The sequence below is a fragment of the Acinetobacter lwoffii genome, from assembly GCF_024129715.1.
Taxonomy (GTDB): Bacteria; Pseudomonadota; Gammaproteobacteria; order Pseudomonadales; family Moraxellaceae; genus Acinetobacter; species Acinetobacter lwoffii_U.
Genome location: NZ_JAMXXM010000011.1, coordinates 19,784 through 44,889, shown reverse-complemented (window position 1 = coordinate 44,889; position 25,106 = coordinate 19,784). Strand labels below are relative to the sequence as shown.

Annotated in this window: 25 protein-coding genes; 14 read left to right on the top strand and 11 right to left on the bottom strand. The window is 45.0% G+C overall.

Translation table 11 applies throughout. The annotated features are described in order from the left end of the window. Positions 1–9 precede the first annotated feature (9 nt). The 3 genes from NI462_RS08900 to NI462_RS08890 form a co-directional block, all read right to left on the bottom strand. Positions 10–459, bottom strand: a complete 450-nt coding sequence (locus NI462_RS08900; protein ID WP_004647398.1) for a hypothetical protein — start codon at positions 457–459, stop codon at positions 10–12. A 70-nt stretch (positions 460–529) separates the two neighbouring features. Next, positions 530–1,534: a hypothetical protein gene (locus NI462_RS08895; RefSeq protein ID WP_253160203.1), complete on the bottom strand. Its 1,005-nt coding sequence runs from the start codon at positions 1,532–1,534 to the stop codon at positions 530–532. Positions 1,535–1,900: 366 nt separating this feature from the next. Then, entirely contained in the window at positions 1,901–2,146 is a 246-nt protein-coding gene (locus NI462_RS08890) for a SlyX family protein (protein WP_004278477.1), read from the bottom strand. A 33-nt stretch (positions 2,147–2,179) separates the two neighbouring features. Between NI462_RS08890 and NI462_RS08885 the strand changes: the two genes are divergently transcribed. Beyond that, positions 2,180–4,084 (top strand): ATP-binding cassette domain-containing protein, encoded by a 1,905-nt coding sequence (locus tag NI462_RS08885; protein WP_253160201.1) that lies wholly within the window; start codon positions 2,180–2,182, stop codon positions 4,082–4,084. Positions 4,085–4,191: 107 nt separating this feature from the next. After that, positions 4,192–5,127, top strand: coding sequence for an LpxL/LpxP family acyltransferase (locus NI462_RS08880; RefSeq protein ID WP_213686442.1), 936 nt, complete (start codon positions 4,192–4,194; stop codon positions 5,125–5,127). 323 nt (positions 5,128–5,450) lie between these two features. On the opposite strand, the gene NI462_RS08875 is transcribed toward NI462_RS08880, so the two are convergent. After that, positions 5,451–6,581, bottom strand: coding sequence for an endonuclease/exonuclease/phosphatase family protein (locus NI462_RS08875; protein ID WP_253160199.1), 1,131 nt, complete (start codon positions 6,579–6,581; stop codon positions 5,451–5,453). A gap of 188 nt (positions 6,582–6,769) precedes the next feature. Here NI462_RS08875 and asd point away from each other — a divergent pair, with 188 nt between their 5' ends. The 5 genes from asd to truA all read left to right on the top strand — a co-directional run bounded on the left by asd (position 6,770) and on the right by truA (position 12,806). Continuing rightward, complete coding sequence (asd, locus tag NI462_RS08870) at positions 6,770–7,888, top strand: aspartate-semialdehyde dehydrogenase (RefSeq protein WP_253160197.1); 1,119 nt, start codon at positions 6,770–6,772, stop codon at positions 7,886–7,888. Between the two features lie 120 nt (positions 7,889–8,008). After that, positions 8,009–9,595, top strand: a complete 1,587-nt coding sequence (locus NI462_RS08865) for a FimV/HubP-related protein (protein ID WP_253160195.1) — start codon at positions 8,009–8,011, stop codon at positions 9,593–9,595. 66 nt (positions 9,596–9,661) lie between these two features. Further along, a complete protein-coding gene (fimV, locus tag NI462_RS08860; RefSeq protein ID WP_253160193.1) occupies positions 9,662–10,978 on the top strand; it encodes a T4P machinery localization factor FimV in 1,317 nt (438 codons plus the stop codon). 46 nt (positions 10,979–11,024) lie between these two features. Beyond that, positions 11,025–11,993, top strand: coding sequence for an asparaginase domain-containing protein (locus tag NI462_RS08855; protein WP_253160190.1), 969 nt, complete (start codon positions 11,025–11,027; stop codon positions 11,991–11,993). Between the two features lie 15 nt (positions 11,994–12,008). After that, positions 12,009–12,806 (top strand): tRNA pseudouridine(38-40) synthase TruA, encoded by a 798-nt coding sequence (gene truA / locus NI462_RS08850; RefSeq protein ID WP_004278489.1) that lies wholly within the window; start codon positions 12,009–12,011, stop codon positions 12,804–12,806. Between the two features lie 91 nt (positions 12,807–12,897). Here the strand turns inward: truA and NI462_RS08845 are convergent, their stop codons facing one another. Further along, complete coding sequence (locus tag NI462_RS08845; protein ID WP_005107962.1) at positions 12,898–13,905, bottom strand: AraC family transcriptional regulator; 1,008 nt, start codon at positions 13,903–13,905, stop codon at positions 12,898–12,900. A gap of 231 nt (positions 13,906–14,136) precedes the next feature. Between NI462_RS08845 and infA the strand changes: the two genes are divergently transcribed. From infA to NI462_RS08830, 3 genes are all read left to right on the top strand, one after another. Continuing rightward, positions 14,137–14,358 (top strand): translation initiation factor IF-1, encoded by a 222-nt coding sequence (infA, locus tag NI462_RS08840; protein ID WP_001284370.1) that lies wholly within the window; start codon positions 14,137–14,139, stop codon positions 14,356–14,358. Positions 14,359–14,491: 133 nt separating this feature from the next. Continuing rightward, positions 14,492–14,872 carry a hypothetical protein gene (locus NI462_RS08835; RefSeq protein WP_253160188.1) on the top strand — a complete coding sequence of 127 codons (381 nt, stop codon included), beginning with the start codon at positions 14,492–14,494 and terminating at the stop codon, positions 14,870–14,872. 144 nt (positions 14,873–15,016) lie between these two features. Then, a complete protein-coding gene (locus NI462_RS08830; protein WP_253160185.1) occupies positions 15,017–15,415 on the top strand; it encodes a hypothetical protein in 399 nt (132 codons plus the stop codon). 74 nt (positions 15,416–15,489) lie between these two features. Here NI462_RS08830 and leuB read toward each other — a convergent pair whose 3' ends face one another. The 4 genes from leuB to leuC all read right to left on the bottom strand — a co-directional run bounded on the left by leuB (position 15,490) and on the right by leuC (position 19,383). Continuing rightward, the gene (gene leuB, locus NI462_RS08825; RefSeq protein WP_064094871.1) at positions 15,490–16,569 is read right to left on the bottom strand and encodes a 3-isopropylmalate dehydrogenase; all 1,080 of its coding nucleotides are present in this window, start codon (positions 16,567–16,569) and stop codon (positions 15,490–15,492) included. 42 nt (positions 16,570–16,611) lie between these two features. Further along, a complete protein-coding gene (locus NI462_RS08820; RefSeq protein WP_044111836.1) occupies positions 16,612–17,175 on the bottom strand; it encodes a hypothetical protein in 564 nt (187 codons plus the stop codon). 87 nt (positions 17,176–17,262) lie between these two features. After that, complete coding sequence (gene leuD, locus NI462_RS08815; protein WP_044111835.1) at positions 17,263–17,913, bottom strand: 3-isopropylmalate dehydratase small subunit; 651 nt, start codon at positions 17,911–17,913, stop codon at positions 17,263–17,265. A 21-nt stretch (positions 17,914–17,934) separates the two neighbouring features. After that, entirely contained in the window at positions 17,935–19,383 is a 1,449-nt protein-coding gene (gene leuC / locus NI462_RS08810; RefSeq protein ID WP_044111833.1) for a 3-isopropylmalate dehydratase large subunit, read from the bottom strand. Between the two features lie 259 nt (positions 19,384–19,642). On the opposite strand from leuC, the gene NI462_RS08805 reads away from it, so the two are divergent. The 3 genes from NI462_RS08805 to ovoA all read left to right on the top strand — a co-directional run bounded on the left by NI462_RS08805 (position 19,643) and on the right by ovoA (position 23,272). Then, on the top strand, positions 19,643–19,879 hold the full coding sequence (locus NI462_RS08805; RefSeq protein WP_004278497.1) for a DUF2061 domain-containing protein: 237 nt from the start codon (positions 19,643–19,645) through the stop codon (positions 19,877–19,879). A 192-nt stretch (positions 19,880–20,071) separates the two neighbouring features. Beyond that, positions 20,072–20,947, top strand: a complete 876-nt coding sequence (locus NI462_RS08800; RefSeq protein ID WP_253160182.1) for a LysR family transcriptional regulator — start codon at positions 20,072–20,074, stop codon at positions 20,945–20,947. 150 nt (positions 20,948–21,097) lie between these two features. Then, the gene (gene ovoA / locus NI462_RS08795) at positions 21,098–23,272 is read left to right on the top strand and encodes a 5-histidylcysteine sulfoxide synthase (RefSeq protein ID WP_253160180.1); all 2,175 of its coding nucleotides are present in this window, start codon (positions 21,098–21,100) and stop codon (positions 23,270–23,272) included. A 48-nt stretch (positions 23,273–23,320) separates the two neighbouring features. Here the strand turns inward: ovoA and NI462_RS08790 are convergent, their stop codons facing one another. Continuing rightward, entirely contained in the window at positions 23,321–23,569 is a 249-nt protein-coding gene (locus NI462_RS08790; protein ID WP_004278500.1) for a DUF2789 family protein, read from the bottom strand. A 161-nt stretch (positions 23,570–23,730) separates the two neighbouring features. Next, positions 23,731–24,381 carry an HAD family hydrolase gene (locus NI462_RS08785; RefSeq protein WP_005107974.1) on the bottom strand — a complete coding sequence of 217 codons (651 nt, stop codon included), beginning with the start codon at positions 24,379–24,381 and terminating at the stop codon, positions 23,731–23,733. 182 nt (positions 24,382–24,563) lie between these two features. On the opposite strand from NI462_RS08785, the gene NI462_RS08780 reads away from it, so the two are divergent. Next, positions 24,564–25,046 carry an RNA pyrophosphohydrolase gene (locus tag NI462_RS08780; RefSeq protein ID WP_004278502.1) on the top strand — a complete coding sequence of 161 codons (483 nt, stop codon included), beginning with the start codon at positions 24,564–24,566 and terminating at the stop codon, positions 25,044–25,046. Positions 25,047–25,106 lie beyond the last annotated feature (60 nt).

Here is a 25,106-nt window from a genome sequence, read left to right as displayed (position 1 = left end):
ATTTCTAAATTAAAGTTCAGCCAAAGCGTGTAACAGTGCTTTGATGTCGTCGAGTTGGGTCGCTCTTAAATCAGCTTCTTCATCCCAGTACATGCCGACACAGTTGGCCTGCATATCAATAGCATAAATGCCTTTTAATGCAATGGGAAAATCTTTAAATTTCTCATCACCCTGCACGATTTCGAGTTTATTATCGACAACACGGGCGCGCATCAAGGGCAAACGCGCATCTGGCATCAGCACACTGTAGTACGCGACCATACTGGCACGACTTTCAGTCGCCTTCGGGATTTTGGTCCAGTCCGGTGCCACCACCAGACGTGGATGCAAACCCATTTTACGGGCTTTGTCACGCATCAGGCCCAAGGCTTTTTCTCGGGGGCTCACGCGCAACCCGAAAATCGACCCTATGACGAAAATGATGATGACCACCGTCACCCAGATTCCAGTGTTTTCCATAGTTCAACCTTTATGTTCTATTATTAGAGTTGCATAAGCACAATATAAAACGCAAGTTTGCACGATAAAATTAATTCAGGAACATTTCATGACTATATAAAATTTCGTGACCATTCCAGTAAATATAACCTTTCTCGATCAGCTCTTTCAGCAGCAAGCGAATGTCCGATTTTGGAAATAACTGTTCCAGTAAATCACGCAGCTCATAAATGTCTTTGGGTTTATCGCCCTGCAATTCACGCAGTTTACGCGCCACTTCCAGTTGTACCGGATCGATCCGGCCAAAGTTCTTGAACAGGTCTTGCTGTGCCGACTGGATTGGTGACTTGAGTATTTCAGATTCAACTGGAGCTTCATCTGCCTTCAGTTGGGAAATGACCTGATCCAGTTTCGGATTTTCAACCGGGTTTTGCTCATCCAGATTGAGTTGCAGCCATTGTTTCAGGACTTTTTTGCGGAAGCTGATCTGCTCATCATAGCGCTTGACGATTTTCAGGTTAATCAACATGCCGACCACATGCTGAGCTTTTACCGGCATCACTTGCAGAATATTCGCCACTGAGTTTTTTAGGGTTTCCACCGTATTCGGTTTGCCACTCATTTTGCCTAACGCATCACAGTATTTTTTCACCAGTTGCAAGGCAGGTTTGTTCTTGATGGTATCCAGACTCGGAAGATGATTTTTAGGTTGATCTGTTGGAATGTTTGTCTCATCAGGCTGAATCTGAATCAGGTGACACGTAATATCAGAAGTTTGCAGCATCTGTTGCAACATTTCGCAACTGTCCATCGCCGAGATCAATTCAACCTCGGTTTCCGGCTCCAGTAGCGCCATAAGCTGACCGACAATGACCGCATATTCATATTCTTTTTGTGGCGATTCAGGCGTGTCCAGTACCACCACCTGACCACTGCTAACCCAGCCGGCAAGCTCGGTTAAGTCCTCTAAGGAGAATTCAAATTTTCCGGCACAGCTAAACAGATATAAAGTCGAATAATGCGCCACAATCTCACGCATTAACTTGGCTGTGGGGAAATTATTTTCGAGGTCGAGTAGAACAACTTTTGGGTGCATGGGACGCAATTCCGGAATGTACCTGAGAGCCCGTATTAGAGTAGGAAGTGAGTGAAAGGTCAAATAATTTTACGACTGAATGGGTGCAGGCCTGTTTCGGCAGAGGGCCAAACTGCATTTTATGAAATGCCTGAAAGAAATCTGTTTACGAGCGCGAATGTTTGTTTTCAGCAGAAAAACTCTTTTAAACTTGATGATCGCGCTGCGCTTTATTACTTTTATATGCGGATTTAATGCAATTTAAAAGCCCATTCAAAACAAAAATACTTCTCTTTTACCATCTTATCGATTGGCTCATTTTTATTTTTCAATAAAAAACCCTTAGATCAGCTAAGGGTCATTGTTGATTAAATCATTGGTTGCAAATTAATAATGTGGTGGGCGATCTGCAACCGGATCAAATTCTGCAATGCCTTCAGACAGATCTGAAGACTCAACACGTTGATATAACAGCGTCATTTGCTTTTTCAGATCAGCAATTTCCAGGGTCTGTTTGGCCACCTGATCATTCAACTGTTCAACTAAATCGTCTAAAAATGCAATTCGCACTTGCAAATCTTCAATGGGTGCGGAAAATGACGCCTGATCATTTAGATTTTGTTGTTTAGTCATTTAAAGTCCTCATTGGGGATTTCAGGAAACATTATGGCCTATATTACCCTTAGGGATGTCCAACTTGCGTTTGGTGGACCTGCCCTGCTCGACGGCGCGAATTTTAACTTGGAACGCGGCGAACGAGTGTGTTTGATTGGCCGTAATGGTGAGGGTAAGTCTACCTTACTTAAGCTAATTGAAGGAAGTTTACTGCCTGACAACGGCGAAGTTTCATTACAAAACGGCATTACTATTTCCATGCTGGCGCAAGATGTACCGATGGATTCAGGCAAAGTGGCTGATATCGTGGCAGATGGTGCCGGTGAAGCATCGGAAGTGTTGCGTGCTTATCATGCTGCTAGCGAAGCCTGTGTACTAGGTGACATGGACGCCTGTGATCGTATGGGCAACCTGCAACACAAAATGGATCAGCTGGATGGCTGGGCGCTGGAAACCAAAGTCAATTCGATTTTAAGCAAAATGGGCCTGGACCCGGATGCAGATCTTGCCGATTTGTCCGGTGGTCGTAAACGTCGTGTCCTGCTGGCACGTGCTTTACTTACCCAACCCGATGTGCTGTTACTGGACGAACCGACGAACCATTTAGACGTTGAAAGTATCGAATGGCTGGAAAAATTCCTGCTCGATCAAAACAATTTGACCCTGCTGTTCATTTCGCATGACCGTGCCTTTGTCGATAGCATTGCCACCCGTATTGTCGAGCTGGATCGTGGTCAACTGCGTAGTTATGAAGGTAACTATTCACGTTATCTAGACCTGAAAGCCCAGCAAATGGAAGCTGAAGAAAAGCAAAATGCGCTCTTCGATAAAAAGCTGGCTGAAGAAGAAGTATGGATCCGTCAAGGGATTAAAGCCCGTCGTACCCGCAACGAAGGCCGTGTCCGTGCCCTGAAAGCCTTGCGTGAAGAATCTAGAGCACGCCGTTCGCAACAAGGTAAAGTGACGATGGCAACTCAGGATGCCAACCGTTCCGGCAAACTGGTGTTTGAAATTGAGAACCTGAGTGTGAAATTCGGTGACAATCCACCGATCATCAACAACTTCTCTGCACTGGTACTCCGTGGCGACCGTATCGGTCTGGTCGGTGATAACGGGGTCGGTAAAACTACACTCATTAAAGCCATTCTGGGCGAGCTAGAACATGGCGGTACGGTGAAGACCGGTACGCAGCTTGAAGTGGCCTATTTTGACCAGCTCCGTAATGCGCTGGATCTGGAAAAATCTGTTAAAGATAACGTCTCAGAAGGTTCTGACCACGTGGATGTGAATGGTAACCGTCGTCATATCTATAGTTATTTACAAGATTTCCTGTTTTCGCCAGAACGTGCCCGTACACCAGTCAAAGCTTTGTCAGGTGGTGAGCGCAACCGTATCCTGCTAGCGAAACTGTTGCTGAAACCATCGAACCTGATTGTGATGGATGAGCCAACCAACGACCTGGATATGGTGACTTTAGAGTTACTGGAAGAGATGCTGGGTGGCTACAAAGGCACCCTGCTGTTGATCTCGCATGACCGTGCCTTTATGGACAACGTGGTAACATCCACTTGGGTCTTTGATGGTAAGGGCAATATTGACGAATATGTTGGCGGTTATCAGGATTATCTTGAACAACGTCCGGATCAAACCGTGGTTGACCAAAAAAGTGCCGTGAAAAAAGCCATGGCCAAAGCAGAAGCCGAGACTGCGCCGGCCGCTGCCAAAAAAGTTAAACTCAGTTATAAAGACCAACGTGCACTCGAGCAACTTCCAGCTGAGATGGAAGCGCTAGAAAAAGAGCAGGTCGAGATCAATGCACAACTGGCTGATGGCTCTTTATTTGTGACTGATTCCGATAAAGCACTGAAACTGTCTAAACGCTTATCCGAAATTGATGAGCTGTTACTGGAAAAATTAGAGCGTTGGGAAGAACTGGACAACCTAAGTAACGGCTAAATATTCCCCGAGCTTTTACTAAAGCATCTGTATTCGTACAGATGCTTTTTTATTTCAATAATCTTCTCTGTTAGACTGCATTTAATCTTTTGGCCCTAAATTGTTTTATGAGTACTCAGCCTGCATATCAACCCGGTGAATTTCAATGGTCATTCCTGTTACCTCAATATTGGGGCAAATGGCTAGGCATTATTTTCCTGATGATTCTGGCGATCTTACCTTGGGCCATTCAGCATCGTCTGGCGTCCCTGCTGGGCCACCTTTCTTTTAAATACTTGAAATCACGCCGTGAAACCACGCTGCGTAATCTGGAAGTCTGCTTTCCCGAATGGTCTGAAAAGCAGGTACAGGACAATGCCCGTCAGGTATTTATCGATCAAATGCTGGGGGTGTTTGAGACGCTGAATGCCTGGTACAGTCCGAAATGGTTTCAGGGCCGCGTCAGTATTGAAGGCTTGGAACATATTCAGAAGGCACAAGCCGCAGGCCAAGGCATGCTGTTATTAGGCACGCATTCAACTTTGCTCGATGCGGGTGGTTATCTTTGCGCACAATATTTTGAACCGGATGTGGTCTATCGTCCGCAGAATAATCCACTTTTGGACATGCTGATTTACCGTTGTCGCGCCACAATTTATGCCAATCAGATTGACCATGATGATATGCGCGGTCTGGTACGTAACCTGAAAAATGGCCATGCGATCTGGTACAGTCCGGATCAGGATTATGGTTTAAAACAAGGCGTGATGGCACCTTTTTTTGGCGTGCCTGCGGCGACTGTAACCGCACATCGTCGTTTACTAAAAATGACCAAAGCGGCTGCAATTCCTTTATATTTCTACCGTCATGGCGATATTAATAATCCGCGCTACCATGTGCTGATTGAACCAGCACTGGAAAATTTTCCTGGTGAAAATGAAGTCGAAGATGCCACCCGCGTGAATCTGGTAATCGAGCAGCAGTTACGCATTGCACCGACCCAATATATGTGGTTCCACCGCCGTTTTAAGACTCGCCCTGAAGGTTATAAATCAATTTACTAAATCAATTTGATCACGGAATTTGAAGGGCTATAGCTTAAAATCATGTTTAAGTAATTGAAATAATTTAACCCGAGCTCTACATCCTGTAAAACTCGGGTTAATGAGGTTGTGCTTTCACATATTATAATTCGTTCTGCTTTTTTGTGATGTCCCTTTCAGCATCATATCCATGATGTTTTCATTCAGCTTCGTCTTCCTTATGAGAATATCCTTTCTCGACTCCCTGTGCTGATAAACCTAGAATACCCAGATTCCCAACCCCTGCCCATTCGCAAGAAGCGGAAACTGTTGTAAGCAATATCGTACACTTTTCTTCTAAAAAGCTAAGAGATTTTGCCCCCTTCTTTATATGCTATGGCAACTTCATCAGTGACTATTTTTTCCTCTTTCTCTGCTTTCTGAATGCCTTCTTCAATAGCTTTTTGTGCTTCCTGCTCATCTTCATCAGTTTGTTCCAATTCTTCCTGAATATGCTCAAATACCCGACCGGTTTGCAAAACCAGAAAGACCGGAAAATGGTCAGAACCTACATGCGGTAAACGCTCCATGTGTACCAAGGCAAAATCGGTACTGTGAAAGACGTGATCCAGCGACCAGCGAAAAAAAGGATAATCTGCGTGAAAAGTATTCACATAATGACGCCCTACCCGCGGATCCAGCAGTCCACTAATGCGTTGAAACAGGCGTGTGGTACGTGACCAGGCCACGTCATTCAGATCGCCCATCACGATACAGCTTTCATCCAGATCTTTAATCTGATCACCGACAATCAGCAGTTCAGCATCACGCAAGGTAGAATCCTTGGCCTCGGTCGGGCTAGGTGGTTTAGGATGCAGACAGTAAAGCTGTACCGGTTGTCCTGAGCGTAAGATCACCGTGGTATGAATGGAGGGAATTTCATCACTCAGAATAAATTTAACCTCGGTTTCTCTCAGTTCGAGCTTGCTATATAGATGCATGCCATACAGATTATCCAAAGGCACAGGCACGCGATAAGGATAATCGGCTTCAATCACCGAGAGTGCATTTTGCCAGTTTTGATCGGTTTCCAGAGTCAAAACCAGATCTGGCTGATGAATCTGGATCTGCTCGATCAGTAAATGATATTTGGTATTGGTAGTAAGTACATTGGAAACGACCAGGGAAATTTGACGTTGCGGATCCAGCTGATCCTGCTTGACCTGCTTGACCTGTTTTTTCCAGATAAAGGTATAGGGCAATACCATTTTCAACTGATAGGCCAAAGCTGCCATCAGCCCGACAAAAAGCAGCTGATTCAACCAGGTCCAGGGATGCTCCAGAACCAAGAACAGCACAAAGGCGATAAAGCCTAATACCAGAATTTGTAAGCGTGGAAAATCCGCACCCCGAATCCACCATTCATCGCGTGGTATCAGTGACCAAAAACTTAACCAAATGACAATGATTGCCAGAATTTGGATAACCCATATCATAAACTGCGCTCTTAATTAAGTTATTATTTTTTCTAAAAGAAAAATGACGTTATCAATTTTGTATGTATCATAAAGCAGATATTTCTCTCAAGAATATTGATGTTTTGATTGTGTAGCTCTTGCAGTTGAGTCCCTTTTTGGTACACTCGAATCCCTTTTGATTTTTTAACGCACCGAGGCAAAGTGACATGAAAGTAGGTCTGGTCGGTTGGCGCGGGATGGTTGGTTCCGTCCTTATGCAACGTATGGTTGAAGAGAATGATTTTGCTCATTTTGAGCCATTCTATTTCTCTACCAGTAATGCAGGCGGTGAAGCGCCGGCATTTGGCGGTAAGACCGCCCCAGCACTTATGGATGCATCAGACATTAACAGTCTGAAGCAAATGGATGTCATTATTACCTGTCAAGGTGGCGACTATACTTCTGAAGTTTTCCCGAAACTAAAAGCTGAAGGCTGGAACGGTTACTGGATTGATGCAGCATCGACTTTACGTATGGATGATGAAGCCATCATCGTACTTGATCCGGTGAACATGCACGTGATCAAAGATGGTCTAGTCAAAGGCACCAAGACTTTTGTCGGTGGTAACTGTACGGTTTCCTTGATGCTGATGGGCTTGGGCGGTCTGTTCCAGAACAATCTGGTGGAATGGGCAACGTCAATGACGTATCAGGCCGCTTCTGGTGCGGGCGCGCAAAACATGCGTGAACTGATCAATGGTATGGGTTATTTATATAACAATACCAAAGAGTTGCTAGATGATCCGCGTTCTCCAATTCTAAATATCGACTCTAGAATTGCTGAATTACAACGTGGTGAAGGCTTCCCGTCTGCAAACTTTGGCGTGCCTTTGGCTGGTTCACTCATTCCTTATATCGACAAGCAACTGGAAAGCGGCCAGTCGAAAGAAGAATGGAAAGGTCAGGTTGAAACCAACAAGATTCTGGGCAATCAGCAGATCGTACCGATTGATGGTCACTGTGTGCGTATTGGTGCCATGCGTTGTCACTCTCAGGCATTAACCCTGAAATTGAAAAAAGATGTACCTTTGGATGAAATCGAAGACATCATTGCACGTGCCAATGACTGGTCTAAAGTGGTTCCAAATACTCGTGAAGCGTCTATGACTGATCTGACGCCTGTTGCTGTAACAGGTACTTTAACCGTTCCAGTCGGCCGTCTACGCAAGCTGAACATGGGTAAAGAATATCTGGGTGCGTTCACTGTAGGTGACCAGTTGCTTTGGGGCGCTGCCGAGCCGTTACGCCGTATGCTGCGTATTCTGATTGATTATAAAAATGCCTAATATCCTTTGGATATAAAGCCCAAAGCCGATCTTTATTGATCGGCTTTTTTATGTAACTATTGCGTAAGTATTTTACAAAAAACAAACATCCCGTTAATCTATAATTTTCGCTATGCGATAATGACTGAGCTCACGATTAAGATGACTGTATATAACAAATTAAAGCTTGCCATTTTAGCCATTGTCGCTTCACAAAATATTTATGCGATTAATGTAGATCCGGTTCAGATTCAGTCTGCCCCTGGGGAATTACTCTACGCAGAAATGACTTTTCGGCAGTCTGATATCAATTTGCCGATTGAAGTCAGTCTGGCTTCACCTGAAGATTTACTCTCGATAGGTGCATCGCATCAGCCACCTGGTCATCTGAACTTTTTTACTCGGCGCAGCAATAATGGCACCGGGGTTATTACTATTACTTCTTCTCGCCCCATGACAGAGCGCGAGCTGAATATTATTGTCAAAATCAAGGAAGGCAATGCTGCACGTCTGCAACATATCCGTACGCCCTTACAAGCTAAAACTGATTTATTAAAAGCTAGTCTCAAACAGAATGAACGCCCGCTTGCACCAGTTGTCGTCGTCAGTGAAAAAGATATTGCACTCAACTTACCCGTAAGTAGGCATTACAGTACAGCAGCTTCCGCTGCCTCAAATAAGCCACCGGTTTTAGAAAAGCCATTGGCATTGCAACGCACAGCACCACCTGTATTATCGAATATTTCCATTCCTAAAACTGCATTTGCACCAGCTGTAATGACATCAACTCCAGCGATTCAGGCGCAAGCGATTGCGCCTGTACTGAAAAGCGAGGCTGTAACTGCACCCGATATTCAAGCCCCAGTTAAAACTGCAGCGGCGCTTTCAGATTCAGTAAAGACCTCACAAGCAACTCTTGCATCGCCGGCTCCTGCAGCAGCCTCGACTACAAACAAACCAACCAGTACGATACCAGCAAATCAAAGTGCATCAGCACCAAATAAAGCAAATATGCAGAAAGCTGTAGAGTCCCATTCTGATCATCAAACTGCTTCCAGTGATCCATTGGTGAAAAAATTTGCTGAGGAACAAGCCAGAAAATCAACTGGATCAGCTAATCCGGTGAAAACTCCGGCTCCAGTGACTGCAAAAGCCTCACCAGTCAAAGCAACTCCGAATCAGACTCCACCTACTTATGTAGTTCAATCCAATGAGTCACTGTGGGGAATTGCCTCACGAATTGCTCAACAGCAGCAGCGCCCGGTCAATGAAGTCATGCAACAAATTAAAAAAGACAATGAGCATGCTTTTATTGGAGGAAATGCCAATCGTCTACGTAAAGGTGCTGCATTGAACTTAAATACGACTCATCCTACACCTGCGCCTATTAAAGTCACTGCGGCAAAGCAAACCGAGCTACCGTCTAAGCCTACTGGCCAGACCAAATACCGCCTGAATCAGGCAGAAATGAGCTTGGTGGCTGAGAACCAGCGCGATTCCGGGCAAGTTTCTGCAAACCAGAACACAGAACGCAATCAAACATCAAAGGAATTGTCATTAAAAGTTATGACAGCTCGAGAAAAAACCGTTAAATTACAGAGAAACGTAACTGAATTAGAATTGGCACTCAATCAGAAGGATCACAAAATTCAGTTATTAAATGCGCGTCTGGCCCAGCTACAACAACAGCTCAAAGCCCAACAAGCAGATAAGAAGCCAATTAATTAAAAAGTTACACATGACGATTTATTGGGATAGGCGAACTTAAACTACTCTATCCCCAAGGGGTAAAACATGCTGATTTATGTGATTCCATTAGTGATATTGATCATCGTATTAATTGTCTTTAAAAAACGACAAGATGCTCAAGAATCAGATAAAGCAAAAACTAAAACGGTAAAAGCAAAAAAACCTGGTTCTGCGTCAAAAGCTGCCCCACAAAGAACCAAGGTGGTGGAGCCAGTCGGGGTCACAAAAAAATCAGCAACGCCATTATCAGCAGACACACGTAAGAAAATTGAAGGCCTGATTCAGGAACGTAATTTTTTTGCGGCCGAAGCACAGATTAACCAGGCACTGAATCGGGATAATTCCCAGCATGAGCTTTATCTGTTGTTATTGGATATTCATATCTTACAAAAAGATGAGTTTGCGATTTCACAGCTGCTTAACCATATCCGTTCTTTGCATTTAGATGAGATTCTGGCACAAGCTGAAGCAAAACAGCGTGAATTTGAAAAATTTTCATCTGCTGTACAAGATACCATTGATTTTCCAAGTGCCCAGCCTAAAACTTCTTCTGCGCAGGAAGCTACGTCAACTTCGGATGCCTTTGCCGATCTGGTTGCACCGGCGCCTTCAAATGAACTAGTATTTGAACAATTGCAGCAGGACTTTCAATCAAGCAAGTCGGCCCCTGTTGCAGAACCTGTAGCAGATATTCAGCCACTTGAATTTAATTTTGAACCAAAGACTACCCCAGTAGAAACACCAAAAGCTGAAGAGGCTCGTGTACCTGCTGCTCCTTCTGTAGATTTTGAATTTCAGAGTACCTCTACAGATATTCAAACTACAGCAGTAACAGAAACGGCACCTGTCTTAGACTTTAAACTGGATTTGGAACAGCCTGCTCCAGTAGAAACAGCACCAATGGTGACTGAGGAACTCAAGCCTCTAGATTTTTCATTCTCACTTGACACACCTGTACCAGCAGCTGAAAAAACTGCGGTGCCAGCGACTGAGTTTGATCTGTCCAGTTTGACAGCTGCAGCACCTATGGCAGAACTAACGCCACAAACCAATCTAGCAGACATAGATTTTAAATTAGATTATTTGGAAACCACGCCAGAAGCACCTGCTGCAACAGTGATGAGTTTCGATCTTCCTACTACGCCAGCTCAGGCAGCCGTAGACCAGCATGATCCACTCGTACAATCTTTCCCGGAATTACTGGATGTTAATGAAGCAAGTCTCAATCTTGATCTTGCCCAGCAATATATTCAACTCGGTGCCTATGCCGCTGCGCGTGAAGTCATTGCCGAGCGAGAAGCTGAATATACTCCTGAGCAACAACAACGAGCCGAGCAATTACTGAATCAAATCGCATCTTGATGCATTTCGATTTACACTAAAGCAGTCAATAATTGGCTGCTTTTTTATGATAAAAAATATTGCATTAATTTATATGGGCGGCACATTCGGCTGTGTGGGAGATCCTCTTGCACCGATGCCTGCTGATTTATTTATTCCAAAGCTCGAACAGATACTTGCAGAGCAATATTTCGTCGAATGTCACCATGCACCCGCGATTAAGGACAGTAGTGCCTGCACAGCAACCGACTGGTTGCAACTGGTACAGTTTATTCAGCAATTGCAATCGCGGCAGATCCAGCATTTTGTGATCATTCACGGTACAGATACGCTGAGTTATGCCAGTGCGGTACTAGCACATTTTATCGGGAACTCGGCGCATGTGGTGCTGACCGGTAGCCAATATCCGTTGCTGAATGCTCAAGGCAATGAACAGCGTGAATTTAGCGATGCCCTGGATAACCTGAAATTTGCACTAGATTCAGTCAGCAAATCTAACGCTGGGGTCTATCTGGCATTCCATCATCAGCTGCTACATGCGCAAACTGCTCTGAAACAGCATACTACCGAGTTAAATGCCTTTTCAGGTCTTGAAGCCAATATCGCAATCCAAACCAGTCAAGCGTGTTATCAGATCGAAGCTAAAGATATTGTGAAAGCGGCTAAATTCAACTGTATGAGCATCATGATGCAGCCGGTTGATCTGACCCAGCAGCTGAATAACCTGAACAACCTCTTGGCTCGACCACCGCATTTTTTATTTCTGCAAGGTTTTGGCACTGGCAACCTGGCGGTCAATGACGCCATGATTGCGCTCATTGATCAACTCTATGAGCAGGGCTGTATTTGCGTCTTAACCACCCAAGTGCCTTTTGGTACGACGGATCAGCGCTATGCCATTGCCGAATGGGTCAATCACTGCAAAATTTTGCTGAATGAAAGTTATGGACATGCGGATCTGTATGCAAAAGCCCTGAAAATGTATTTACAATACGACACTGTAGAGCAATGGCATCGTCATTGGTACGATCAATAAGGTTTTGAGGTCATTATGCAGCGTTTTGCGGTGGGAATTGAGTTTTGTGGGATGCATTATCGGGGATGGCAGACTCAACAGCCGGGAGTTGCAAGCGTACAGGAAACCATTGAAAAGGTCCTGAGCAAAGTTGCCGATCAACCGATTAGCCTGCATGGTGCCGGCCGCACGGATGCCGGGGTACATGCGACCAATATGGTGGCACATTTTGATACGGATGCCGTGCGTTCTGAACGTGGCTGGCTGATGGGCTGCAATAGCCAACTCCCTAAAGACATCTCGATCCAGTGGATCAAAGAAATGGATCACAGCTTCCATGCCCGTTTTAAGGCACAGGCGCGCCGCTATCGCTATGTGGTCTACAACCACCCTGTACGCCCGGCATTGCTGCATAAACAGGTCACCCATGTCTATGCACCGCTTGATGTTGAACAGATGATATACGCCGCGAAAAAGTTTGAAGGCACGCATAACTTTGAAAGCTTCCGCGCCGCAGCCTGTCAGTCCAATCAGCCCGTTCGTCATGTCAGCCATTGCCGCCTGATTCAGCATGGTCAGTATCTGGTACTGGATATTCAGGCCGATGGCTTTCTGCACCATATGGTGCGCAATATCATGGGATGTTTATTGGAAATTGGTCAGGGCATGTATGCTGCCGATCATATTGATAATATTTTCGCGGCAGAAGACCGTAAAGCTGCTGGTGTGACTGCGCCAGCAGATGGTTTGTATTTTATTCATGCTGATTATCCGGCGCAGTTTGAATTACCTGAATTACCCTTAGGTCCGCACTGGCTGAATATGCCGGAATAGTTTTTAAATTTTTTAGAATATTTACCTCCCCTAACCCCTCCTAAAAGGAGGGGAATTCCTCCCTTTTTTAAAGAGAGGTTAGGAGGGATTTTTAACGCTGCTTCCGCTTCCGATATTCCACTGGCGTTTCATTGGTCCAGCGTTTAAAGGCACGATAGAAGGTACTTGGCTCGGAAAAACCGGTCAGATAGACAATCCGCTCGACGCTCTCATTGGTACTCGCCAGCAAACGCTTGGCCAGACGACAGCGATAATCCGAGAGAATCTGCTGAAAGCTGGTATGTGCCTCACTCAGTTGTGTTCTCAAACGGCGTGGCGTGATGTTCAGCTGGGCTGCCACAGTTTCTAGCGTGGTTTCGCCACTCTCCAAAGTAGAGCCGATTGCACGACGTACTTCACCGACCAGATCATATCTTGCCAGTTCCTGTAGCTTTTCAATGGCCAGTTGCTCATGCAGCTGCAACAGCTCAGGTTCAGCCTGCCACAGCGGATATTCCAGGATAGTCGGATCGAAATACAAACGAGTTTCTTTCTGACCTAGACTGACCGGACACTCATAAACCCGGAAGTATTCATCATCAGGTGCCCCTTTATAAAAATTAAAATCGATATAAATCGGCTCAAAACGCCCTTCGGTAATAAATTTAAAGAAACGCAGTACACCTGACATAGCACATTCAGTAAAATGACGATTGACCAGACTCTCAGCAAAAGGCTGTTCACCATTGGTTAAATAGCAGCGATCATCTTCAATCACTAATTTGGCAGCAAAGGCATCGCTGATCAGTCGCTGATAAGCCAAAGCACGTTTCAGTCCCTCACCAAAATTTTCAGATGAAACAAACAGGTGTTCAATGACCTGACCACGATAAAGTGGCAGGTGCTCACCCAGATGCAATCCAATGTCCGGGTCCTTGCTGACTTCCTCTGCCGCCACCCAAAAGGCATATTGGGCACTCAGCGGGGTACGGTCATTGGCTTCCACCTGATTTAAAGCCACTCCTGCTTTGGTCAAAAGTTCTTCTGTTGGCAACCCCGCACGACGAATCGCCTGATAGCCTAAACGCAATACGACTGATGCATCCGTTAGCTGACTCACTCAAAAGCCTTCCTTGTATGTACTTCATTTATACTTAAAAAGATTAATTTTAGATTAACTGTGATTGACCAAACTGACAACAGAAACAGGTGTCTTTTTAGTTAAAAAAATTATCGTGACAGTTCGCCTATTTTACTGGCAGATGATCAGTCTAACGCCCGTTTCGTCTTGTATTTTGCAAAAAAATTGACTATAATTTGCGCCTTTCCAATTTATTCATTCAGGTAGGCTATGGCCAATAAAGAGGAACTCATCGAGTTCGAAGGCGTTGTCACCGAGACGCTTCCTAATACTATGTTCCGTGTACGTTTAGAGAACGGTCACGAAGTGATTGCCCACATCTCTGGTAAAATGCGTAAACACTATATCCGTATTTTAACGGGCGACAGTGTGAAGGTTGAAATGACACCTTATGATTTGACTAAAGGTCGTATCACATATCGTGCACGCTAAGTTTTAGCGTAAGCAAAAGCCACTTTTAGTGGCTTTTTTATTACTTGAATTATTTATCAATCAATAAAATAATTTGACACAGTCTTATAAATTCACAACTATTCATTGAATTAAAACAATAGGTATAAAAACAATGAATATGAAATGCTTGTCCCTACTTTCCAGCTTGTTTCTCGTTGCGTGCGCTACCGGCGGCAATCAGCATCTGCATCAGTCTCTACAACCTTATGTGGGTCAAACTGCAGCACAGGTTCGTAGCCAGCTTGATCTTCGCGCAATGGGATTCAAGACCTCCCAGCAACCGATTCAAACCGCAGAATCTCTCAGCTACACTATTTTTCGGGATATGAATATTCCGATGGGCACGCCGAATATTAGTCAGAGTATCTCGATCGGTGCACCAATGCCGATGCCCTCAAATGGTGGTTATAACATTGAGATGAAATGCCAAATCTGGTTTGACCTAAAAGATGAAATTGTTCAAGCCATCCGCTATACCGGTAGAGCTTGCTAAGCTGTACTCATCGAGTTCAAAGCCTGTATCTAATTAAATCAGGGATCAACCTCACCACGCTAAACTTCTACCGTGTATCAAATCACAACAGTATTTTTGCATGGAATGCGCTTACACTCATTTTATTTGGTGTGAGGATAACTCATGAAGTTCACACTGATTTTAGCATGCTGCACAGCCTTGGGTTTGCTTAGTGCATGCAGCACCACCTCCTCAACGACTGCACAGCGTGATGCCTATTTACAACAGTTCATTGGGCAAAGCAGCCAACTGATCGATCAAACTCTGGATCTAAAACGTTTAGGTTACCAGCAGATCAGTGGGCCTGAACGCAGCGCCAAGCAATTAAGCTATGTGGTACAACGCCCCATTACCATTCCTTTGCCTGTAGCGCAGTTTCCTGCCACAGGGACAGGCACTGTACCGATTCCAGTGTCAGTAAGCCCTGCCAGCGGCTATGACGTCAAATTGCAATGTAAAATCACCTTCTTACTCAAAGATAATATTGCCACCGCGGTACGCACCACAGGCCGAACCTGTTAAGCCGTTTAAGCTTTGAAATTTCTATCATAAAAAAACGCAGCTCAAGGCTGCGTTTTTTTTGAATCGAAACAGGCTTAGTTCAATGCAGCAACGACTGCTTGACCCATTTCAACCGTACCGACTTTTTGCATGCCTTCAGACATGATATCCGCCGTACGCAAGCCTTGATCCAAGACCTGACCTACTGCATCTTCAATCGCTTTAGCAGCGGCTTCTTCACGGAAGGTATAACGCAGCATCATCGCCACCGAAAGAATCGTTGCCAATGGATTTGCCAGGTTTTGACCCGCGATATCTGGTGCAGAACCATGACAAGGCTCATACATGCCTTTGCCATTTTCATCCAGAGATGCCGATGGCAACATGCCGATTGAACCGGTCAACATCGCAGCTTCATCAGACAGAATGTCACCGAACAGGTTAGAGGTGACAATCACGTCAAACTGCTTCGGTGCACGTACCAGCTGCATCGCAGCATTGTCGACATACATGTGCGATAAATTAATTTCAGGATATTCGGCATCTTTCAGCGCAGTCACTGTCTGTTTCCACAGCTCAGTCACTTCAAGCACATTGGCTTTATCCACTGAACATACTTTACCACCGCGCAAGTTGGCCATTTCAAAAGCGACTTTAGCGATACGCTTGATTTCAGACTCTGAGTAAACGTCAGTGTTGTAGCCTTGCTTCTCGCCATTTTCCAGTTCACGGATACCACGTGGCTGACCGAAGTAAATACCACCCGTTAACTCACGCACAATCAGAATATCCAGACCTGCTACGATTTCAGGCTTCAAACTTGAAGCATCAGCCAGTTGCGGATAAAGAATGGCTGGACGCAAGTTAGCAAACAGATTCAGTTCGCTACGCAATTTCAATAAACCACGTTCCGGACGGATTGAACGCTCAATCGTGTCCCATTTTGGACCGCCCACGGCACCGAGTAAAATCGCATCGGCTTTTTTAGCCTGTTCAGAAGTCACGTCTGGATACGGTGAACCGTGCGCATCAATGGCTGCACCACCGAGTAAACCCTGTTCCCATGTCAAATCGAGATTAAATTTTTCATTTACACGAGTCAGCACCTGCTCTGCCGCTTTGACAATTTCAGGACCGATACCGTCACCAGCTAAAATCAAAATTTGTTTAGACATGAGATTTTCCGTTTAAAACGTCAGATTCAGACCTGACAGAGGTTAGATTTTCTTTTCTACAAACTCTGCAATCCCGGTGACTGCATTATAGGGTTTGCAAAAACGACGAATGGTTTTTTGCTCTTGTACCAGATCTACACAGAGCGGATCCGGTGCCGAAGCATTTAATAAACTGCTGCTACGCGCACTACGGTCACGGAACATTTTTAAGCTATAGCGGTTATTGGCCTGAAAACGATGGAATACATGTAAAGTTTCCGCTTTATCCTTACTGATCGGATAGAAACGCACGACCAGTTCATGCTGTCCTGCCGGCACGGATAAATAAATCGGATTGGCCTGATTTAAATTTTTGGCCTTCAAGCGCACCAGTTTCTGCTTCAGCGCCTCATCACTGATGCGGCCATTGTCGGCGTTGACAATAATGGTCTGATTGAAGCGTTCGAACTGGCAATCTGGCGTCCCTGTACAGTAGATCAGGGCATTGCTTTTGCTCTCAGTATTTTCTTTGGCATGTTTGAGTTTCATCGTGTCGATGCTTTGACATGCAGTCAACAGCACCGATACTGAACTTAAAGCAAGCCACTGTTTCCAATAATTCGCCATAATGTCTGTCTTACCCAATCAAAAAACTCAATAATCTTCCGATATTAGCAAGGGCATCGCAGTCATGCCATGACAATTTTTACTGATTTATCCATGAATTTCGGCAAATACCCAAGGACGCGATTGTTTGGTTTTTTCTTCATAGGCACGAATATCATCCGCTACCTGCAAAGTTAAGCCAATATCATCCAGACCATTTAACAGGCAATGCTTGCGAAATGGATCGACTTCAAACTTAAAGCTTTCACCCGTAGGGGTACGAACTTCTTGTGCCTGCAAGTCAATGGTCAGTTGATAACCTTCATCTTCCGCACATTCCTTAAATAACTGCTCAACAATATCTTCAGCCAAAATCACAGGCAACATACCGTTTTTAAAACAGTTATTAAAGAAAATATCAGCAAAGCTTGGTGCAATCACGGTACGGAAACCATATTCGCTCAAGGCCCACGGCGCATGTTCACGGCTAGAACCACAACCAAAGTTGGCACGTGAAATTAAAATAGATGCGCCCTGATAACGTGGCTGGTTCAAGACAAAGTCCGGATTGATCGGACGAACTGAATTGTCCTGACCTGGATAACCTTCATCCAGATAACGCAATTCATCAAACAAATTTTCACCGAAACCGGTACGTTTGATCGATTTCAAAAACTGTTTTGGAATAATTAAATCTGTATCGACATTGGCACGGTCTAAAGGTGCAACGATACCTTGTTCAACGGTATAAGCTTTCATGTCTGTGCTCCTACGTACCAATTAAAATGAACGGACATCAACAAAGTGACCTGCGATCGCAGCAGCGGCTGCCATGGCTGGACTCACCAGATGAGTACGACCGCCATTGCCCTGACGACCTTCAAAGTTACGGTTCGAAGTCGAGGCACAATGCTCGCCTGGTTGTAACTTGTCAGCATTCATCGCCAGACACATTGAACAGCCAGGTTCACGCCACTCGAAGCCCGCCTCGACAAATACCTTGTCCAGACCTTCCGCTTCTGCCTGAGCTTTGACCAGACCAGAACCCGGAACCACCATCGCCTGTTTGATTGAAGATGCGACCTTACGACCTTTGATCACTTCGGCTGCAGCACGGATATCTTCAATACGCGAATTGGTGCACGAACCGATAAAGACACGATCCAGTTGAATCTCAGCCAAGGCCTGACCGGCATTTAAGCCCATATATTGATAAGCACGGTTCCAGTCATTGCGTTGTACATCGTCTTTGGCTTGTTCTAAAGTTGGTACTGCTTGAGACACTGGAATGACCATCTCAGGAGAAGTTCCCCAAGACACTTGCGGCTCAATTTCTTCACCTTGCAACACGACCACGGTATCAAAATATGCACATTCATCCGAATGCAATGTATTCCAGTACGCTACCGCCTGATCCCACTGTTCCGCAGTTGGCGCATAAGGACGACCTTTAACATACTCGATGGTTTTGTCATCCACAGCAACCATACCCACGCGTGCACCGGCTTCGATCGCCATATTACACACGGTCATACGACCTTCAATCGACATGTCACGGAAGACCTGACCGCCAAATTCAATCGCGTGACCAGTACCGCCTGCGGTACCAATCTTGCCAATAATGGCTAAGACCACATCTTTCGGTGTCACGCCCTGGCCTAATTTGCCATCAACGCGTACCAACATGTTTTTCATCTTCTTTTGAACCAGGCATTGGGTCGCCAATACATGTTCAACTTCGGATGTCCCGATACCATGCGCCAAGCAGCCAAAAGCACCATGGGTTGCTGTATGCGAATCACCACATACCACGGTCATGCCCGGTAAGGTCAAGCCCTGCTCCGGCCCAACTACATGCGCGATGCCCTGACGGATATCGTTAATATCAAATTCAACAATATTAAAGGTCTTGCAGTTATCATCCAAGGTTTGCACCTGAATGCGCGAGGTTTCATCTTCAATTCCGGCTACGCCCTGCTCACGCTCTTTTTTCGAGGTCGGTACGTTATGATCCGGTGTAGCAATGTTAGCGCTTAAACGCCATGGCTTGCGTCCGGCCAATTGCAACCCTTCAAATGCCTGTGGTGAGGTTACTTCATGCAACAGGTGACGGTCGATATAGAGTAAGGCAGAACCATCATCACGTTGCGTTACTAAATGGTCATCCCACAACTTGTCATATAGTGTTTTTGCATTTTGCTTTTGTACTGTTTGGGTCTCGCCTGCCATGTCGATATACTCCACTGGACTGGGTAAATTCTTTCTCTGATTTTGATTATATCGCTGCAATCACATAAATCTAATTTATCATTTTTATCAGTTAAAAAACTTTTTGGAATCTTTTAAAAGCTGAATCAAATCATGCTTTAGCTCTATTTCCATAAATCTAATTTTCCGATTAATTTATAAAAAATATTCGCTTTTACAAATCAAATGAGAATTATTATTATTTCTTCATCGACAGAGATTATTTTTAAGGAACTTCGACATGGCACATATTCAACGCTTTGTAGACAACAACCAGCGCATGTTCAAAAAGACCTTCAGCTACTACATTATGCATATTACAGTAGCGATGATTGTGGGTTACTTGGTGACTGGCAGTTTGACCATGGCCATTGCCTTAAGTTTATTAGAGCCAACGGTACAAGCAGTGGCTTTCTTCTTCCACGAAAAAATCTGGGAGGGTAATAACCAACAGCAGAATGAGGACATTACCGTCTAAACTCTTCGGTCGAGGTTCCAGATGAAAGGCTGTTTTGAGAAAGGCAGTCTTTTTTAGTTTTTAAAATGCCAAGGCTTTGAAAATGTATAGTAATTCAGCACTGCAACATAGATAAGGTAATTTTACTTTGATTTATTCTTAAAATGTAACAATAATAGATTTACACATAAAAATTCTTTATAGGTGATTAAGATGAATCTCGCAGCCTTTGAAGCCTTCGTGAAAGTCATGGAAACCGGTTCGATTTCTCTGGCCGCAGATCAGCTCTTCATTACCCAGCCTGCTGTCACCAAACGTATTCACAGTCTGGAAGAATACTTTGGGGTCAAGCTGTTTGAATCTGCCGGACGTGGCGTACAGGCCACCCACGCGGCACACTCCCTGTTGCCTAAAGTGAAAAACTGGCTGAATGAACTCGGGGATATTCATTATACCTTGAGCCATGAACAAGGTCAGGTACAGGGCAAACTGAAAATTGGTACCAGTCATCATATTGGCCTGCATCATCTGCCGAGTCATTTGCGCCGTTATGTCCAGGAATATCCGGACGTAACCCTGGATGTACATTTTGTTGATTCCGAGCAGGCGCATGAACAGGTGATTGCCGGCGATCTGGAACTGGCATTTTTAACCTTGCCGCCACGGGGTGATGCGCGTCTGAATTATGTAACTATCTGGAATGATCCTCTGGTCTTTGTGGTGGCACCGTTTCATCCGCTGGCGCAGCAAAAAAATCTGTGTCTGGAAGATTTGATCGACTACCCGAGCCTGTTGCCCTCATCACAGACCTATACCTCGCAGATTACTTTGGCCGAGTTTGAAAAACAGGGTATTAAACCAAAAGTCAGTATGAGCAACAATCCGCTGGAATCAATCCGGATGCTGGTATCAATTGGTTTGGGCTGGTCTGTCCTGCCCAAAACCTTGGTCAATCATGACCTGCACCAACTAGATATTAATCTGGAAATGAACCGTCGTTTGGGCATGGTTTGGCATCCGGGTCGTACTCAGTCCAAAGCGGCTCAGGCTCTGGTTCAGCTTATGCAAGGCGCCTCTCTGTCTATTTAAGCCGTTCCTGAATATGCTGCATCCAAAACGGTGCAGCATTTTGTTACCTAAATACACCCCATCTGGCGATATCTTTCGAGTATTTTTAAGACAATTCCATTCTTTTGCAGTGCAGAGGAATGCTTAAAACTATTCGATGGAGCCTGACGGATGCAGCTCGATTCTCCCCTAAAATCCCACTCTCAAGATAAAAAAAATACAAGCAGCCTATGGCTTTCGGCCAAACCGATGCTGCTGCCCACGCCGGCACTTGATTTTGCCGATGAACAGACTGCCCGGCACGGCTTGCGCGAATATTTCCTGAATACCTTTGACACCTATGAGCAACTGTTTGAATGCCTCAAGCATGAAGATGCTTTTTTCATCAAGCCGATTACTTTACGTCATCCACTGATTTTTTATTTTGCGCATACCGCCACTTTTTTTGTCAATAAACTGCTGCTCAGCAAGCTAATTAGCGAACGCGTAAATCCGCATTTTGAAAGTATCTTCGCGATCGGTGTGGACGAGATGAGCTGGGATGACCTGGACGAAGTGCACTATGACTGGCCTACCGTGCAGGAAGTCCGTGATTATAGGCATCAAGTGCGTGCCCTGATCCTGAACATCCTTGAACATGCTCCGCTGACTCTGCCCTTAAACTGGCAAAACCCCTGGTGGACCATCATCATGGGCATTGAGCATGAACGGATTCATCTGGAAACCTCTTCTGTGCTGATCCGCCAGCATGCTTTGGAACATGTACGCCAGCATCCGCAATGGCGTGCCAATATTATTACCGGCATGGCTCCGGATAACCACTTGCTGGAGGTACCTGACGGCAAGGTGCTTTTGCAGAAAGATTTTAACCATCCATTTTATGGCTGGGACAACGAATACGGCCTGCATCAAGCCGAGGTTGCGGCTTTTGCAGCTTCCAAATATCTGGTATCGAATCAGGAATTTCTGGCCTTTGTCGAAGCACAAGGTTATCAGACCGAACAATACTGGAGTGAAGAAGGTCTAGGCTGGCTGCAATTTTCACAAGCTGCTCATCCCTGTTTCTGGCACAAAACTGAATTAGGCTGGTCATTGCGACTGATGCTGGAAGAAGTGCCGATGCCTTGGGACTGGCCGGTAGAAGTGAATTATCATGAAGCCAAGGCCTTTTGTCAGTGGAAATCGCAACAGCTGGAAAAAACCATTCGCTTGCCGACTGAAGATGAATGGTATCGCCTGTATGCAGTTTCAGACTTGGATCCAGATTTACCGAGTCCTCCACAGGCCAATATTGAATTGAAATACGGCACCAGCTCCTGCTCGGTCGATCATTTCAAGCAGGGCGATTTTTACGATATTCAGGGCAATGTCTGGCAATGGACTGAAACTCCGATCTATCCATTTCAGGGTTTTCAGGTGCATCCGTTTTATGATGATTTCAGCACACCGACCTTTGACGGCCGCCATAACCTGATGAAAGGTGGCTCCTGGATTTCGGCGGGCAATGAAGCCCTATATAGTTCCCGTTATGCCTTCAGACGGCATTTCTTTCAGCATGCCGGTTTTCGCTACGTCGCCTCTGATCAGGCACTGCAACATTTCCCTTCGAACTATGAAAGCGACCAGCTGGTCTCCCAATATCTGGAATTCCAGTACGGCCCCGAATATTTTGGTATCGCTAATTTTGCCAAAATACTGGTCGATCTGGCACAACCCTATTTTCAGCAAGTGCCATGTCATCGTGCCTTAGATATTGGCTGTGCTACCGGCCGCGCCAGCTTTGAACTGGCACACTATTTTGATCAGGTGACCGGTCTGGACTTCTCAGCACGTTTTATCCAGCAGGCAGTCTATTTGGCTCAAGGCAATAGGGTACGTTATCAGCTGCCGCTAGAAGGTGAATTAAGCGAAGAAAAAAGCTGTTCACTTGAAGATGTCGCTTTGGAACAGTTTGCGTCGAAAACGGAATTTTTTCAGGCCGATGCCTGCAACCTGAAAGCACATTTTAGCGACTATGATTTTATTCTGGCAGCGAACCTGATTGACCGGCTGCATCATCCGAGAGATTTTTTGGCGCAGATTCATGAGCGTATGAATATAGGCGGCATTTTAATGCTGAGTTCGCCTTATACGTGGCTGGAAGAACATACGGCGCGTAGTGAATGGCTGGGCGGTTTTCAGCAGGATGGGGAAAACATCACGACCTTGGCTGGTATTTCCAACATTTTAACCCAGCACTTTGAATTGGTGGCCGAACCCCAAGATGTGCCTTTTGTGATTCGGGAAACGGCCAGAAAGTATCAACACACGCTGTCACAAGTCACGATCTGGAAACGGATTCGCTAAAGGTAAGGTCATAGTCTAAAAAAGCCAATCATACGATTGGCTTTTTAATCATCCTTCACTGGTTGAATTTTCATGTAAGGATTCATTGAGTTGATCTACCACAATCGCCCATTCGCCATCAGAGGCTATTTTCTCGCTTAAAAATTGACGTTGTGCCTCTGACCAATACGGCGCATCCAGTAAAGTCAGATCTTTATGCAATTGATGCTCGTGAATAAATGTTTCAATACCTTCTGCACTGGCATCCAAGCCAAGCTGCTGGAACAGATGTGTCATACGTGGTCGAACGTGAGTCATATCTCATACCTCAGAATCTACTATTGTTATCATGTCCTGTTTTTTGAGCATAGCATGTCTGATTCAGCCTGACTGTGAAAAAACATTAATATTCCATTGAGGCAAATAAAAAGCACAACCGAAGTTGTGCTGAATAAATCACATGAATGGGACTAGAATACTTAGATCGACCAGTCCTGTATTTCCCAGCCTTGTTCTTGGGCTAGAGTTTCCAAGCGATCATCCGGATTGACTGCAATCGCATGATCCGCATATTCCAGCAAGAAACGGTCATTAATCGAATCTGAATAAGCCCAAGACTCGGTGACATCACGGCCTTCCAGCCATTGTTCCAGACGCACCAGCTTGCCTTGTTGATAGCATGCAGTATTGATGACTTTACCAGTATATTTCCCATCAATGACTTCAGCATTGGTGGCAATAATTTCAGTAATTCCGAATTCACGAAAAATGGGGGCAGTAATAAAGTCTGAAGTCGCGGTAATGCCCACTAAGGCATGCCCTGCTTCACGGTGGCGCTCAATGGCTTTAAAACCTTCGGGACGCATTTGTGGACGAATGACTTTTTGCATGAACAGTTGATGTAATTCAGTCAAATAATCATTGTCATGTTTGGTCAGAAACTGGAACACAAATTCATTATAGGCATAAGGATCCAGCTGGCCTTTTTTATAATCATCATAGAACTTGTCATTCATGGCGCGATGCTGAACTGGATCGACCAGGCCCTCACTGACCAAAAACTCTCCCCAAGAATGATCCGAATCCGTGTTTAACAAGGTGTGATCGAGATCAAATAGCGCCAATTTCATGAAAATACTCGTTAAAACTGAAATTTAAGAAAAAAATTGTAAATCTATCTCCGCTAGTCGATAGAAATTCGTTAAGATCATAGCAATTTTAACATTTTTAAACTTTGCTTTTTTCGAGTTGGATAACGAAATAATGCTCCCCGATGGCAAAGGCATAAATTAAACAATTTTTAGGTAGCCAAATGATCGACTCTGAAGGTTTCCGACCGAATGTCGGGATCATTTTGGCAAACGATGCTGGACAGGTTTTATGGGCAAAACGCATTGGTCATAATGCATGGCAATTTCCACAAGGCGGGATCCAATATGGAGAAACCCCCGAGCAGGCACTCTATCGTGAGCTGAGAGAAGAAGTTGGCTTATTGCCCGAACACGTCCAGATAGTCGCGCAAACCAAAGGCTGGTTGCGCTATCGTTTGCCCCATCGATACATTCGTACGGACTCTGATCCGGTCTGTATCGGTCAAAAACAAAAGTGGTTTTTACTCAAACTCACGGCCCCCGTTCAGCATATTCAGTTGAATCTGTCTGATCCGCCCGAATTTGATCAATGGCAATGGGTCAGTTACTGGTACCCACTCGGTCAAGTCGTGAATTTCAAACGTGATGTTTACCGCAAAGCCCTGGTGGAGTTGTGTCAGCAACTGCCCCAGCAAAAACCTTAAAAAATCGCATAAATAATGCAGATTTTTTACGCGGCTATTGTTATAAATAAACTTAATCAC